This window comes from Salinisphaera orenii subsp. halophila YIM 95161, assembly GCF_003732545.1.
Classification (GTDB): Bacteria; Pseudomonadota; Gammaproteobacteria; order Nevskiales; family Salinisphaeraceae; genus Salinisphaera; species Salinisphaera orenii_A.
The window spans coordinates 116,004-130,215 of record NZ_AYKF01000001.1 but is presented as its reverse complement, the minus strand read 5'-3'; the positions used below and the strand labels follow the sequence as shown (position 1 = coordinate 130,215).

Here is a 14,212-nt window from a genome sequence, read left to right as displayed (position 1 = left end):
CATGATTCGTGCCAGCGCGGGATCGCTGTGGAATGCAGCGTTTGCCGCAGTACGTATAATGCGCCGCCTCGCTCGCGACAGCCCGTCCGCCATGCCCCGCGCCTCGAACGACACCGCCATCGCCATAGACCGCGTCCACAAGCGCTACGGCCGCACGCACGCGCTGCGGGGCGTGTCCTTCGATATCCGGCGCGGCGAGTACTTCGGACTCCTGGGCCCGAACGGCGCCGGCAAGTCGACGCTGATCTCCATCATCGCCGGCCTGACCCACGCCTCGGAGGGTTCGATCGCGGTGCTGGGTCACGACGTGCGCTCGGATTTCCGGGCGGCACGGCGGGCGCTCGGCGTGGTGCCTCAGGAGCTGGTCTACGATCCGTTCTTTCCGGTGCGTGATCTGCTGCGGCTGCAGGCGGGCTACTACGGCTGCGGCCGGGATTACTGGCCCTGGATCGACGAGCTGCTGGAACGGCTCGAGCTGACCGACAAGCGCGACATGTCCATGCGCGCGCTCTCCGGCGGCATGAAGCGCCGCGTGCTGATCGCCCAGGCGCTGGTGCACAAGCCCGACGTGGTCATTCTCGACGAGCCGACCGCGGGGGTGGACGTGGAGCTGCGGCGCACGCTCTGGCGTTTCACCCGCGATCTCAACGACGCCGGCCACACCATCGTGCTGACCACGCACTATCTGGAAGAGGCCGAGGAGCTGTGCGATCGCATCGCCATCCTCAATCACGGCGAACTCAAGGTGCTCGAGGACAAGCGCGCGCTGCTCGATCGCCATCCGTATCGCTTCCTGTCGCTGCAGCTGACCGGCGACGGCGGCCCGCTCCCGGCGGAGGTCGAGGCGCTGGTCGAGGATCGCCACGAGGACACGCTCGAGCTCAAGCTCGAGCAGGGCCGGCACTACATCGCCGACGTGATGGAATCGATCCGTGACGCCGGCTACCGGATCGCAGACGTGCGCACGCGCGAGCCGCATCTCGAGGACATCTTCGTGGAGCTGACCATGGACAAGCCCGACGGCCGCGCGGCATGAACTGGCGCGGCTGCTACACCCTGTTCGTCAAGGAGGTCCGGCGCTTCTACAACGTGCTGGGCCAGACCGTCGGCGCGCCGGTGATCACCGCCATGCTCTATCTGCTGGTCTTCCGGCAGGTGCTGGAGGATCGCGTCAACGTCTACGAGGGCGTGTCGTACACGGCGTTTTTGATTCCGGGGCTGATCATGATGAACGTGATCCAGAACTCGTTCGCGAACACGTCGTCGAGCATCACCCAGTCCAAGGTCATGGGCAATCTGGTCTTTCTGCTGCTCACGCCGATCTCGGCGTTCGAGTTCTATCTGGCCTACATCGGCGCCGCGCTGCTGCGGGCCACACTCGTGGCCACGGTTCTCTACGTGCTCGCCCAGCTGTTCGTGACCGTGCCGATGGCGAATCCGCTGGTGGTCGCGGCGATGCTGGTCTGTGCCGGCGGCACGCTGGCGGTCATGGGCATGATCGCGGGCATCATGGCCGACAAGTTCGAGCATCTCGCGGCCTTCCAGAATTTCTTCATCATGCCGCTGTCGTTCCTGTCGGGCGTGTTCTACTCGATCCACTCGCTGCCGGCGTTCTGGCAGACGGCCTCGCACTTCAACCCGTTCTTCTACATGATCGACGGGTTCCGGCAGGGGTTTTTCGGCGTCGGGGACGTCGATCCGCTGCGCAGTCTGGCGGTGGCGGCCGGGTTCTTCGTGCTGGTGTCGATCATCGCCATCAGCATGCTCGCCCGGGGTTACAAGATCCGCGGCTAGACGATGTGCGCGGTGGCGGCGGCGGCTCGTGCTAGCATTTCGCGCCAGCTTTGAAGGAATCGACACCATGTACAGCGCCGAGGCCATACGCGAACTCATCGAGGCCGGACTGCCGGACGCCAGCGTGGAAGTCATGGGCGACGACGGCGCCCATTTCGCCGCCCGGGTGATCAGCCCCAGCTTCGAGGGCAAGGGCATCGTCGAACAGCACCGCATGGTCTACGCCACGCTGGGCGAGCGCATGGGCGGGGAGATCCACGCCCTGTCGCTCAAGACCATGACGCCGACGCAGGCGGGTGGCGTCTCCTGAATCGCGAGGTCGCGGACAACACATGATGGATCTGCTGCGTATCGAGGGCGGGCCGCCGCTCAGCGGTAGCGTTCGCGCCTCCGGGGCGAAGAACGCGACCCTGCCGATCATGACGGCCGCGCTGCTCATCGACGAGCCGCTGTTCGTGGAGAACGTCCCGCATCTGGAGGATGTGACCACAACCAACGTGCTGCTCGCGCACATGGGCGTGTCGGTGACCATCGGCGACTACATGGTGGTCGAAGCCGATGCCTCGACCATCACCCAGTGCGTCGCGCCTTATGATCTGGTCAAGACCATGCGGGCCTCCATCCTCGTGCTCGGGCCGCTGCTGGCGCGCCACGGCGAGGCCGAGGTGTCGCTGCCCGGCGGCTGCGCGATCGGCGCGCGTCCGGTGGACATCCACCTGCGCGGGCTCGAGGCCATGGGCGCCGAGATCCGCGTCGAATCCGGCTACGTCAAGGCGAAATGCAGCCGGCTCCAGGGCGCGCGCATCGCCATGGATACCGTCACCGTCACCGGTACCGAGAATCTGATGATGGCGGCCACGCTGGCCGACGGCGTGACCGTGCTCGAGAACGCCGCCCGCGAGCCGGAGGTAGTCGATCTGGCCAAATGCCTGACCGCGATGGGCGCGGAGATCGAGGGCGCGGGCACGCCGACCATCACGATCCGCGGCAAGAAGCGCCTGCACGGTACCCGGCACCGGGTGCTGCCGGATCGCATCGAAACGGGCACCTTCCTGGTCGCCGGCGCGGCCAGTCGTGGCCGGGTCCGGGTGACCCAGACCGATCCCGAGCTCGTCGACGCGATCACGGCCAAGCTGTCGGAGGCCGGTGCGACGATCACCCAGGGCAACGACTGGGTCGAGGTCGACATGCGCGGCCGCCAGGTGCGTGCGGTCGGCCTGCGCACCGCGCCCTATCCGGGTTTTCCGACCGACATGCAGGCCCAGTTCTGCGTGCTCAATGCCGTCGCGGAGGGCGTGGGCACGGTCACCGAGACCGTGTTCGAAAACCGTTTCATGCACGTCTCCGAGCTGCAGCGCATGGGCGCGCGCATCCGCCAGGAAGGCAATACCGTGATCGTCACCGGCGTCGATCGCCTCACCGGGGCGCCGGTGATGGCCACCGATCTGCGCGCCTCGGCCTCGCTGGTGATCGCGGGGCTGGTGGCCGACGGCGAGACCGACGTCCGCCGGATCTATCACATCGACCGCGGCTACGAGTGCATCGAGGAGAAGATGGCGCAGCTCGGCGGACGCATCCAGCGCCTGCCCGATCGCGCGCCGGTCACCGCGCGGGGGATCACGGCATGAGCCAGACGGTCACGCTGGCCCTGTCCAAGGGGCGCATTCTCGACGCCACCCTGCCGCTGCTGGCCGCGGCCGGCATCGAGCCCGAGGTGGATCCGGAGACCTCGCGCAAGCTCGTGTTCGAGACCAATCACCCGGGCCTGCGGCTGCTGGTCATCCGCGCCTCCGACGTGCCGACGTTCGTGGCCTACGGCGCGGCCGATGTGGGGGTCGCCGGCAAGGACGTGCTCATCGAGCACGGCGGCGCCGATCTCTACGAGCCGCTGGATCTGGGTATCGCCCGCTGCCGGTTGATGACCGCCGGTCGGCCCGGGGCGATGGATGCGGCCAGCCACCGGCCGCTGCGCGTGGCCACGAAATACGTCGAGACCGCGCGCGCCTATTTCGCACGCCTGGGCCGTCAGGTCGAAATCATCAAACTCTATGGCTCCATGGAGCTGGCGCCGCTCGTGGGCCTGGCCGACGTCATCGTCGATCTGGTGGATACCGGCAACACCCTGCGCGCCAACGGCCTCGAGCCGTTCGAGGTGATCGAGGAGATCAGCGCCCGCTTGGTCGTGAACAAGGCCGCCCAGAAGATGAAGCACGCCCCGATCGGCGAGCTGTTGTCGCTGTTCGATCAGCGCGGGCGGCGGGCCTCGTGATGCGCTGGCTCGTCAGCAGCGACGCCGGTTTCGAGGCCGCGTTCGAGCGGCTGATCGACCGGGAGACCCCGGCAGAGGCCGATGTGGACGCGCGGGTGGCGGCCATCATCGCCGACGTGCGGGCCCGCGGCGACGCCGCCGTGCTCGAATACACCCGCGAGCTCGACCGGCATCCCGCGCGCGAGATGGCCGCACTCGAGGTGCCGCACACTCGCTTGAAGGCCGCGCTCGACGCCATGCCCGGCGCCCAGCGCGCCGCACTGGACGCCGCGGCCGAGCGGATCACGCAGTTCGCCGAATCCCAGAAACTCACCGACCACAGCTATGCCGACGCCCACGGCAACCGGCTGGGCCAGGTCGTGCGTCCGATCGAGCGTGCCGGCATCTATGCGCCGGGCGGCAAGGCGGCCTATCCCTCCAGCGTGCTGATGAATGCGCTGCCCGCGCGGGTCGCGGGTGTCGGCCAGGTCGTGATGGTCTCGCCGGCGCCGGAAGGCGTGGTCAACGACTGGGTGCTGGCCGCCGCGGCGCTGGCCGGGGTCGATCGCTTCTTCACGGTCGGCGGCGCCCAGGCCGTGGCCGCACTGGCCTGGGGCACCGAAACCATCCCGGGCGTCGACAAGATCGTCGGCCCGGGCAACGCCTATGTGGCTGCAGCCAAGCGCCGGGTGTTCGGCCGCGTCGGCATCGAGTCGGTGGCGGGGCCGTCGGAGGTGCTGATCCTGGCCGACGGCACGGGCGATCCCGACTGGGCCGCGCTCGATCTGTTCGCCCAGGCCGAGCACGACGAGGATGCACGGGCTCTGCTCGTCAGCTCGGATGCCGCCCATCTGGACGCGGTCGCGGCCGCGGTCGAGCGTCTGCTGCCGGATCAGCCCCGGCGTACGATCATCGAGGCGTCGCTGGCCCGGCACGGCGCGCTGATCCAGGTCGCCGACATGGCCGAGGCGGTGGCGTTGTCCAATCGTATCGCGCCCGAGCATCTGGAGCTCGCGGTGGCTGCGCCGGGCGAGCTGCTTGACGACATTCGTCACGCCGGTGCGGTCTTCATGGGTCATTACAGCCCGGAGGCCTTTGGGGACTACTGCGCCGGGCCCAATCACGTGCTGCCGACCGGGCGCACGGCGCGTTTCTCCTCGGCGCTTGGCGTCTACGATTTCCAGAAGCGGCTGTCGATCGTCGAAGCCGGCGCGCCGGGCGCCGCGCGGCTGGCGCCCATCGCTGCCGAGCTCGCGCGCGGCGAGGGGCTGCATGCGCACGCCGCCTCCGCCGAAGCCCGCGGCGGGCGCGATCGTGGCTGAAAACGGCGATCGTGCAGCGCGCTATGCTATACTTTTCAGATCCCTGCGTGGCCACGTCGTGCCCGCAATCACACGAGTTGTAGTACAAGTCGAACCGGCATTCTTGCCCTGCTCGAAGAGGTTTAACGCATGAGCAATGAGGGGGTCGACGTCCGCAAGCGCCGATTTCTGACCGGCGCCACCGCAGCCGTTGGTGGCGTGGGTGCGGCCTTCGTGGCCACGCCGTTCATCAAGTCCTGGCTGCCGAGCGCGCGTGCTCGCGCCGCCGGGGCTCCGGTGGAGGTCAATATCGCCGCGCTCGACGAGGGCGCCTTGGTGAGCGTGACGTGGCGCGGCAAGCCCGTATGGGTCGTCCGGCGCACGCAGGAGATGCTCGATTCGCTGGACAGCGTGGCGCCCAAGCTCGCGGATCCGGACTCCAGCGCACCGCAGCAGCCCGAGTACTGCCAGAACAAGTACCGCGCCATCAAGGACCCGATCCTGGTCATGGTCGGCATCTGTACCCATCTGGGTTGCTCGCCGAGTTTCCGGCCGGATGCCTCGGAGTGGTCGATGGACGTGCCCGGCTTCTTCTGCCCCTGTCACGGCTCGCATTACGATATCTCCGGTCGCGTCTATGCCGGTCAGCCGGCGCCTCTGAACATGCAGGTGCCGCCGTATCGGTATTCGAGTGACGACCTGATCGTGGTCGGCGAGGATCCCGCCACGGGCGGCGGCGAGGAGGCTGCGTAATGGCGAGCAAGTTCATGAACTGGGTGGACGCCCGCTTTCCGGCGACGCAGCTCTGGAACGACCATGTCGGCCAGTACTACGCGCCGAAGAACTTCAACTTCTGGTACTACTTCGGCTCGCTGGCGATGCTGGTGCTGGTCAATCAGTTGCTCACCGGCATCTGGCTGGCCATGTTCTACAAGCCTTCGGCGGCTGAGGCCTTCGGGTCCGTGGCCTATATAATGCGTGAAGTGGAGTGGGGCTGGCTCATCCGCTACATGCACTCGACCGGGGCGTCGTTCTTCTTCATCGTCGTGTATCTGCACATGTTCCGCGCGCTGTTGTACGGCTCGTACCGCAAGCCGCGCGAACTGCTGTGGATCTTTGGCTGTCTGATCTTCCTGGCGCTCATGGCCGAGGCCTTCATGGGCTATGTGTTGCCCTGGGGCAACATGTCCTACTGGGGCGCGCAGGTGATCATCTCACTGTTCTCGGCGGTGCCGGTCGTCGGCGAGCAGCTCACCACCTGGATCCGAGGCGACTTCGTGGTCGGCGATGCGACGCTCAACCGTTTCTTCGCCCTGCACGTGGTGGCACTGCCGTTCGTGCTGGTAGGCCTGGTGATCGCGCACATCATGGCATTGCATCACGTCGGCTCGAACAATCCGGACGGCATCGAGATCAAGGCCAACAAAGGCGCCGACGGGCATCCCGTGGACGGCATCCGCTTCCATCCGTACTACACGGTGAAGGATCTGTTCGGGGTCGGCGTATTCCTGATCCTGTTCGCCGGGGTGATCTTCTTCGCGCCGACGTTTGGCGGGCTGTTCCTCGAGGTCGACAACTTCAGCCCTGCGGATCCGTCGGTCACGCCCGAACACATCAAGCCTTCGTGGTACTTCACGCCGTTCTACGCGATGCTGCGTGCCGTGCCCAGCAAGGGCGGCGGCGTGATCGTGATGTTCTCCGCGGTGTTCATCCTGTTCTTCCTGCCATGGCTGGATCGGAGTCGGGTGAAGTCCATCCGCTACAAGGGCATCATCTTCAAAGTTGCGCTCACGCTGTTCGCCGTCTCCTTCCTGAGCCTGGCCTATCTCGGCCTGCAGGCGCCGTCGGACGGGGTCAAGCTCTCGGCGCGCATTGCGACGGTGATTTACTTCTTGTTCTTCCTGTTGATGCCCATCTACAGCAAGCTCGACAGGACCAAGCCGGTTCCGGAAAGGGTGACGGGATGAAGCGTTCGCTGTTGTTAGCACTGCTCGTGATGCTGCCGATCTCCGTGTGGGCGGCGGAGGGCAGCGTGCCCTTTGAGTTCGATCCGAATCTGGACAACCAGGCCTCTCTTCAGCGCGGCGCCAAGCTGTTCATGAACTATTGTTCGGGCTGTCACTCGCTGCAGTACATGCGCTACAACCGTATCGCCGAGGACCTCGAGATTCCCGAGGACGTGGTCGAGAACAACCTCATCATGACTGGCGGCAAGATCCACAGCACCATCCAGGGCACCATGTCCAAGGAACAGGCAGGCGATTGGTTCGGCAAGGCGCCGCCGGATCTATCGCTGATCGCGCGCCAGCGTGGTGCGGACTGGATCTACAGCTTTCTGCTGTCGTTCTATCTGGACGACTCCCGCCCGAACGGCGTGAACAATCTGGTGATGGCGAACACCGCCATGCCGCACGTGCTGGCGCCGCTGCAGGGCTACCAGGTTCACGAGGAGGCCGGCGGGCACGGCGAGGAGAGCGAGGGTGGCCACGGTGAAGCCGGTCCGGCGCTCGAGCTCGTGCAGGAAGGTCAACTCAACCCGGCGGAGTATCGGTCCGCGGTCGGCGATATCACCAATTTTCTGGTCTACGCCGGGGAGCCGGTCAAGCTGACGCGTGCGTCGCTCGGCTTCAAGGTGATCGTGTTCCTGATTCTGTTCACCGGTCTGGCCTACATGCTCAAGCGCGAATTCTGGCGCGACGTGCATTAGCCGGAAAGCGAGACGTCCGATGGCGAGCCGCAGCTCCACGATCACGCTCTACTCGCGTGCCGACTGCGTGCACAGCCACCGGGTCCGGCTGATCATGGCCGAAAAAGGCGTGGCCGGCTACGAGGTCGTGGCGCTGCGCGACGATGAGGAGAGCGAGGATCTCCTCCAACTCAACCCGTACAATACGGTGCCGACGCTGGTCGATCGCGAGCTCGTGGTCTACGACCCACGGATCATCATCGAGTACGTCGACGAGCGTTATCCGCATCCGCCGCTGATGCCCGTCGACCCGGTGCTACGGGCGCAGTATCGACTGGCGATCTATCGCATGGAGATGGATCTCTATCCACTCTGCGACGAGCTCGAATCGACCCCCGCAGTGGCGCGCAAGGCGCGCGGTCGCATGACCGAGCTGCTGACCACGCTGGCCGCCGAATTCTCGCCGCGGACTTACATCGGCGAGGAATTCTCGCTCGTGGACTGTACACTGGCACCGGTGCTCTGGCGTCTGAACCATTACGGTGTCGAACTGCCGAAGCATCAGCACGAACGTTTGCACAGCTACGCCCGGCGTCTGTTCGCGCGACCCGCCTTCGAGCGCAGCCTGTCGCCGATCGAAGCCCAGATGGGCACCGCCGGCGCGCCCTGAAAACCCGGGAGCTTTCATGGCCGAACTGACCTCGCGCCGCCCTTATCTCATACGCGCGCTCTACGACTGGGTGCTCGACAACGATCTGACGCCGCATCTACTGGTGGCCGCCGACGCCGAGGGCGTCGACGTGCCGCATCAGTTCGTCACCGAGGACGGCAAGATCACGGTCAACATCAGCCCGGGCGCCGTGCGCGGCCTGTCGCTCGACAACGCCCTGATCAGCTTCTCGGCCCGGTTCTCGGGACAGAGCTACGACGTCAGCGTGCCGCCCGGTGCCGTGCTCGCGCTGTATGCGCGCGAGAACGGCGAGGGCATGCTCTTCGGCGAAGTCGAGCCGCCGACCCCGCCCGACGGCGGCCCGGATGGCGGTAATGACGCCGATGGCGAGAGTGGAGAGCAGACGGCCCAGAGCAAGCGCGCGCACCTGAAGGTCGTCAAGTAGTCGCCGGGTCGACCGCGGGCAGCCGCGGCTCGAACGACAGCGGTACGGACGGCCGCTCAGCCCAGCAGGTGATCCTCGATCAGCCGGCAGAGGCAGTGGATGAACAGGAGATGGATCTCCTGAATCCGCGCCGTCGTCGCGGAGGCGGCGCGCAGTTCGATATCGTCCGCTGCCATTAGCGACGCCATTCGGCCGCCGTCCTTGCCGGTCAGGGCGATTACGCCCATGCCGGCATCGTGTGCGGCCGCGATCGCCTGGACGACATTGCCCGAGTTGCCGCTGGTGCTGATCGCCAGCAGCGTGTCCCCCGGCCGCCCGAGTGCCTCGATCTGGCGCGAGAACAGGCGGTCGTAGTCGTAGTCGTTGGCGATGGCCGTCAGCGTTGAGCTTTCGGTGGTCAGCGACACGGCAGGTAGCGCGCGGCGCTCGCGCTCGAAGCGATTCACCAGTTCGGACGAGAAGTGCTGGGCGTCGCCCGCCGAGCCGCCGTTGCCGCATGACAGCACCTTGCCGCCGTGCGCCAGGCAGTCGATCAGCCGGTCGGCGGCGGTGACGATGGCGGCGTCCATCGTGGTCAAGGTGTTGCGGTTGGCGCGCACGCCGTCCTCGAACAGTGTGGCGATCAGGGCGGTGCGGTCGTCCGGGCCGGTCTCATTCGGCATAGAACGCGTTCTCTATCCAGTCGAGTTGATCGCTGTCGTCGACGCCGACGACGTCGAAGCGGATCGCGCAACGTGCGAGATCGGGCTGGCGGGCGAGCAGGTCGCGTGTGGCGGTGACGATGCGCCGCTGCTTGCGCGCGGTGACGCTGGCCGCGGCGCTGCCGTAGTCGCCACGCGAACGGTAGCGGACTTCCACCACGATGAGCTCATCGCCCGTGCGATAGACCAGGTCCAGTTCGCCGCCTCGGGCGTTGTGGTTGCGCACGACCGCACGCCAACCGCGCCGGCGTGCTGCCGTGTCGACCCGATCCTCGGCGGCTCGACCCTTGGCTAGGGTTCCCACGGCGCGGGCTCGGATGTTTCGTTGCGGACGTCGGCCTGCGAGGGCATCTCGACGAGCTGGGGCCGGCCGCCACGAAAGACGGCCCAGGCGAGATAGCGTTCGACCCGATTGTCCGGCCTGACCGCCAGAACGCCGGTCATGCCTTCGAACGTATCGCCCGTGCGCAGGCCGCCGCTGCCGATCTGGTCGGTCAGTAGCCAGGCGTCCATCCCCATCGCGAACAGCCGCGTGTAGCGCTCGGCCGTGTCTCCGTAGCGCTCCGTGGCCGCTGCGCGACGGTCGTCGAGGAAGGCGCCTTCGCCAATGACCCAAGGCAGGTCGGCGAAGCCGACGCCGTTGAGGTCGATGTCCTCGTTGGGATCGGGGGAGCCGCTGTAAATGTGCGACGTCGAGAGCATCGGCAGCCCGGTGGCGCGATAGAAGCGCAGCTGGCTGCGAATCAGGCGTGCCTGTACGGGCTGTGCGGCGGCCACGAAGATGAAGTCGGCTTCGTTGCCGGGATAGCCCGACAGTACCGACTGGATGGGGCCACGGTGATCGTGCTGGTCGCTGTTGTAGGTTGCGTAGTCGATCACGCGTCCACCCCCGGCGCTGAAGCGCTCGCGGAAGGCGTCGAACACGCGACTGCCCCAGTCGCCTTCCGGCACCAGCGCCAGTGCCCGCTCGTGGCCCTCGTCCGCGGCATGCCGCGCGACCGTACGCGCATCGTCCTCGGGTGCGAGCGCGAACTGATAGAAGCCCGGTTCCGTGATCGTCCGATCGATGCGGTTCAGGGCGACGATCGGCCGCTCCCCGGCCTGGCTGGACAGCGCCGCGACCTTCGACTTGTTCAGCGGCCCGACCAGTACACCCACATTATCCTGGCGTGCACGGCGCAGGATCGCCTCGGCGCTCATCGTGTTCGTGTCGTAGATCAGCGGCTGCCCGGGTGCGCTGCTGTCGGTCTCGTAGGCGAACAAAAAGCCGGCGCGAATGGCCTCCGCCGCTCGGGCGAAGTCGCCGCTCAGCGGCAGCGCCAGTGCGACGGTGTCGCTAGGCGGCTCCGGCGCGGGGCCGAGCTCGGCCGGCCCGGCCTGTTCTCCCGGCTCCGCCGGCTGACTCACCACCATCGTGCTGTCGTAGTCGAAGCGTTCGGGCAGTACGCTTCGGGCCGCGGGGTGGCCCTGGTATTCGTCCTCCCATTCCGCCAGCGCCCGATCGCGTTCGGCGCGGTCGGCCCAGCGGCGCTGGCCGATGGCGGCGAGTGCGAGCCAGCCGCGGGTGGTGTTGTCGGCGTTGCGTGCGGCGCGGCTGTCCGGGCCCTGGCCATAGGCGATCGCCTGCAGCGCCTTGTCATAGACGCGCGCGTCGTTGGCGGCGAGCGCGGTGTCGTCCACCAGCCAGATGCCGCGCTGGACGAGTGCGTGCATGCCCGCAATGAGGTCGTTCTGGGCGAAGTGCAGCTCGCCGCGCTTGAGCCACACGCGCTGGGCGATCTCCGGGTCGGTGCCGCTGCTCGGCGGCGGCAGTTCCGCCAGGGCGCGTGTCGGTGGCATGGCGGCGATACGCGCCAACGTGCTCGCCAGTTCGTAACGGATACGCGCGTCGTCGTTGAGGCTCGACGCCTGGATACCGTCGAGAATCTGCCGGGCCCGGGTGGCCTGGCCCGCCTGCGCGGCGTCCAGGCCGGCGGACAGGCGCAGTCGCCGGCGCTCGGCCGGGTCGTCGGCGTCCGCTGCGGCTTCCATATAGAGTTCGGCGGCGCGCGCGTGGTCGCCCTCGAGTTCCGCCTGGCGGGCCTGTTCCGTCGGTGAACGGCTCGGCTGCGATGTCGATTCGGGCCGCTGCGTCGCGGCGCAGCCGGCCAGTACGGCGGCTGCGAACAGCAGACAGAACGCGTGGATGTACGACCGGATGCTTGTCATTCGTAGAAACTCCCAGGGATTCGCGCGCCCGTGCCCCCATGCGCGCCGGTGTCACCGGCATAATATCAGCGCCGTTCGCCATCGTGCGCCGTCATGACCGCCACGCCCGCCATGCTCTGGATCGTCGCCACCCCCATCGGGAATCTCGAGGATATCGCCGCGCGGGCGGCCCGGGTGCTCTCGGAGGTGGCCGTGATCGCCGCTGAGGACACTCGCCACAGCGCCCGGCTGACCGAGCATCTGGCGATCGGCACTCCGATGCTCTCGCTGCACGAATACAACGAGGCCGAGCGCGTGCCGCAACTGATCGGTCGTCTGCAGGCCGGCGAGGCGGTCGCTCTGATCAGTGATGCCGGCACGCCCCTGATCAGCGACCCGGGTTTCGCACTCGTGCGGGCGGCACGGGCCGAGGGTATCGAGGTGCGCTGCGTGCCGGGCGCCTGCGCGGCGGTGGCCGCGTTGTCGGTGGCCGGGCTGCCCAGCGATCGCTTCGTCTTCGAGGGTTTTCTGCCGGCCAGGGCGGCCGGGCGTCGGGCCCGCCTGGCCGAACTGGCCGACGAGACGCGCACGCTGCTGTTCTACGAATCGAGTCATCGCATCGCCGCTGCGGTCTCCGATATCGCCGCCACCCTCGGCGAACAGCGCCCCGTCACCCTGTGCCGCGAGCTCACCAAGCTGCACGAGCAGAGCGTGCAGCTGCCGGCCGAGGCGCTGAGCCGGTGGCTGGCCTTCGACGCCAACCGGCGCCGCGGCGAGTTCGTCTTGGTCGTCGGCGGGGCGCCGGTCGTCGAGCGCCATGCCGTCGAGGTCACGCTGGACGGTCTCCTGGCCGAACTGCTTGCCGTGACCGGCACGAAGGACGCTGCCGGCGCCGCGGCGCGTCTGCTCGGTGTGTCGCGCAACGCCGCCTATGCCCGGGCACTCGAGCTGCAGTGATAGCATTGGGCCTCGGAGTCGGCCACGCAGTCGCGGTGCCCGCTTGCGGGCACGGAGGAAAGTCCGGGCTCCACAGGGCAGGATGCCAGGTAACCCCTGGGAGGCGTGAGCCTACGGAAAGTGCAACAGAAAGCAGACCGCCGAAGGCCTGTCCGCAGGCCTGGTAAGGGTGAAACGGTGCGGTAAGAGCGCACCGCGCGACCGGTAACGGTTCGCGGCACGGTAAACCCCATCCGGAGCAAGACCAAATAGGAGGACGACGCGCGGCCCGCGCAGTCCTCGGGTAGGTCGCATGAGGTACACGGCGACGTGTGCCCCAGATGAATGACTGCGCACGACAGAACCCGGCTTATCGGCCGACTCCGAACTCTTCTTTGAATGCCCCGTACCGTCCGGTCGGCCGCCCATGTGGAGCGACTGCCCTGCGCCGGCGGTCGCGCACCACATTGCCCCACACCCCATTTTCTCTCGTCACGCTGCTTTGGGCGACGTTCGTCAGCGCAGGCGCGGAACGTGATCGTTTAATTCATATAACGCGCCCAAACACATGGAATGAAAAGACAAAATCGCGAGCCAATCTCTTGATGAGACGCTTGTGAAAAGGCCTCGGAAATGCCTGTTTAGCCGGATTTTTCGGTCGTTTGACTCGCGCTTGACACCCCAAACCGCGGCTGCCTATAGTGGCGCTACGGGGCGAGAAGTGGGGTAAAGTGGTTTAGAGCGACGAGAGGCCGCTACGTGTTCAAGGGGTCACATCCGATCACCGTCGATGCCAAGGGGCGTATTGCGATCCCGGCATCATATCGCCAGTCGTTGATCGACGACTGCGGCGGTCGGATGGTCGTCACCCAGCACTGGGACGGCTGTCTGCTGCTCTATCCGCAGCCGGAATACCAGAAGTTCGAGGCGCAGCTGCTCGCCAAGGGCAGCCTCAACAATCAGGTGCGTGACATTCAGCGTTTCTTTCTCGGCAAAGCGCGGGACGCCGACATGGACCGACAGGGCCGCCTTCTGCTGCCGGCCAATCTACGCACCTTCGCGGGGCTGGGTGATCGTGCCGTGCTCTCGGGTATGGGCAATCTGTTCGAGATATGGGACGAGGCCACCTTCGAGGCCCGCAACGCCGATACCGCCGCCGCGCTCGCCCGGGATGCCGCCAACGGTGATCTGCCCGACGTGCTCATGGACATCAGTCTGTGATGCCTGCCCGCTGCCAGCCACGC

The 14,212-nt window shown here is 67.0% G+C and carries 16 protein-coding genes and 1 other RNA gene; 14 read left to right on the top strand and 3 right to left on the bottom strand.

The window, feature by feature from the left end:
- The first annotated feature begins 91 nt into the window (after window positions 1–91).
- The 11 genes from SAHL_RS00565 to SAHL_RS00515 all read left to right on the top strand — a co-directional run bounded on the left by SAHL_RS00565 (window position 92) and on the right by SAHL_RS00515 (window position 9,144).
- Window positions 92–1,036 carry an ABC transporter ATP-binding protein gene (locus SAHL_RS00565; protein WP_123589588.1) on the top strand — a complete coding sequence of 315 codons (945 nt, stop codon included), beginning with the start codon at window positions 92–94 and terminating at the stop codon, window positions 1,034–1,036.
- Window positions 1,033–1,794 (top strand): ABC transporter permease, encoded by a 762-nt coding sequence (locus tag SAHL_RS00560; RefSeq protein ID WP_123589459.1) that lies wholly within the window; start codon window positions 1,033–1,035, stop codon window positions 1,792–1,794. Before SAHL_RS00565 ends, SAHL_RS00560 begins: the two co-directional genes overlap by 4 nt.
- A gap of 67 nt (window positions 1,795–1,861) precedes the next feature.
- Complete coding sequence (locus SAHL_RS00555) at window positions 1,862–2,104, top strand: BolA family protein (RefSeq protein ID WP_123589458.1); 243 nt, start codon at window positions 1,862–1,864, stop codon at window positions 2,102–2,104.
- Between the two features lie 25 nt (window positions 2,105–2,129).
- Entirely contained in the window at window positions 2,130–3,422 is a 1,293-nt protein-coding gene (gene murA, locus SAHL_RS00550; protein WP_123589587.1) for a UDP-N-acetylglucosamine 1-carboxyvinyltransferase, read from the top strand.
- Complete coding sequence (hisG, locus tag SAHL_RS00545) at window positions 3,419–4,063, top strand: ATP phosphoribosyltransferase (protein ID WP_123589457.1); 645 nt, start codon at window positions 3,419–3,421, stop codon at window positions 4,061–4,063. Before murA ends, hisG begins: the two co-directional genes overlap by 4 nt.
- Window positions 4,063–5,364, top strand: a complete 1,302-nt coding sequence (gene hisD / locus SAHL_RS00540) for a histidinol dehydrogenase (RefSeq protein WP_123589456.1) — start codon at window positions 4,063–4,065, stop codon at window positions 5,362–5,364. Before hisG ends, hisD begins: the two co-directional genes overlap by 1 nt.
- 129 nt (window positions 5,365–5,493) lie before the next feature.
- On the top strand, window positions 5,494–6,096 hold the full coding sequence (petA, locus tag SAHL_RS00535; protein WP_123589455.1) for a ubiquinol-cytochrome c reductase iron-sulfur subunit: 603 nt from the start codon (window positions 5,494–5,496) through the stop codon (window positions 6,094–6,096).
- Window positions 6,096–7,310 carry a cytochrome b gene (locus SAHL_RS00530; protein WP_123589454.1) on the top strand — a complete coding sequence of 405 codons (1,215 nt, stop codon included), beginning with the start codon at window positions 6,096–6,098 and terminating at the stop codon, window positions 7,308–7,310. Before petA ends, SAHL_RS00530 begins: the two co-directional genes overlap by 1 nt.
- On the top strand, window positions 7,307–8,050 hold the full coding sequence (locus tag SAHL_RS00525) for a cytochrome c1 (protein ID WP_123589453.1): 744 nt from the start codon (window positions 7,307–7,309) through the stop codon (window positions 8,048–8,050). Before SAHL_RS00530 ends, SAHL_RS00525 begins: the two co-directional genes overlap by 4 nt.
- A gap of 19 nt (window positions 8,051–8,069) precedes the next feature.
- A complete protein-coding gene (locus SAHL_RS00520) occupies window positions 8,070–8,699 on the top strand; it encodes a glutathione S-transferase N-terminal domain-containing protein (RefSeq protein WP_123589452.1) in 630 nt (209 codons plus the stop codon).
- Window positions 8,700–8,724: 25 nt separating this feature from the next.
- Window positions 8,725–9,144 carry a ClpXP protease specificity-enhancing factor gene (locus tag SAHL_RS00515; RefSeq protein WP_123589586.1) on the top strand — a complete coding sequence of 140 codons (420 nt, stop codon included), beginning with the start codon at window positions 8,725–8,727 and terminating at the stop codon, window positions 9,142–9,144.
- Between the two features lie 56 nt (window positions 9,145–9,200).
- Here the strand turns inward: SAHL_RS00515 and SAHL_RS00510 are convergent, their stop codons facing one another.
- The 3 genes from SAHL_RS00510 to SAHL_RS00500 are packed head-to-tail and all read right to left on the bottom strand — an operon-like array spanning window position 9,201 to window position 12,053.
- A complete protein-coding gene (locus SAHL_RS00510) occupies window positions 9,201–9,806 on the bottom strand; it encodes a phosphoheptose isomerase (protein WP_123589451.1) in 606 nt (201 codons plus the stop codon).
- Window positions 9,796–10,149, bottom strand: a complete 354-nt coding sequence (locus tag SAHL_RS00505; protein ID WP_221177765.1) for a YraN family protein — start codon at window positions 10,147–10,149, stop codon at window positions 9,796–9,798. Before SAHL_RS00505 ends, SAHL_RS00510 begins: the two co-directional genes overlap by 11 nt.
- A complete protein-coding gene (locus tag SAHL_RS00500) occupies window positions 10,137–12,053 on the bottom strand; it encodes a penicillin-binding protein activator (protein ID WP_123589450.1) in 1,917 nt (638 codons plus the stop codon). Before SAHL_RS00500 ends, SAHL_RS00505 begins: the two co-directional genes overlap by 13 nt.
- A gap of 93 nt (window positions 12,054–12,146) precedes the next feature.
- Between SAHL_RS00500 and rsmI the strand changes: the two genes are divergently transcribed.
- The 3 genes from rsmI to mraZ all read left to right on the top strand — a co-directional run bounded on the left by rsmI (window position 12,147) and on the right by mraZ (window position 14,189).
- Window positions 12,147–12,989, top strand: a complete 843-nt coding sequence (rsmI, locus tag SAHL_RS00495) for a 16S rRNA (cytidine(1402)-2'-O)-methyltransferase (protein ID WP_123589449.1) — start codon at window positions 12,147–12,149, stop codon at window positions 12,987–12,989.
- A 14-nt stretch (window positions 12,990–13,003) separates the two neighbouring features.
- An RNA gene (rnpB, locus tag SAHL_RS00490) (RNase P RNA component class A) lies at window positions 13,004–13,357 on the top strand.
- 370 nt (window positions 13,358–13,727) lie between these two features.
- Window positions 13,728–14,189 carry a division/cell wall cluster transcriptional repressor MraZ gene (gene mraZ / locus SAHL_RS00485; protein WP_123589448.1) on the top strand — a complete coding sequence of 154 codons (462 nt, stop codon included), beginning with the start codon at window positions 13,728–13,730 and terminating at the stop codon, window positions 14,187–14,189.
- The last annotated feature ends 23 nt before the right edge of the window (window positions 14,190–14,212 follow it).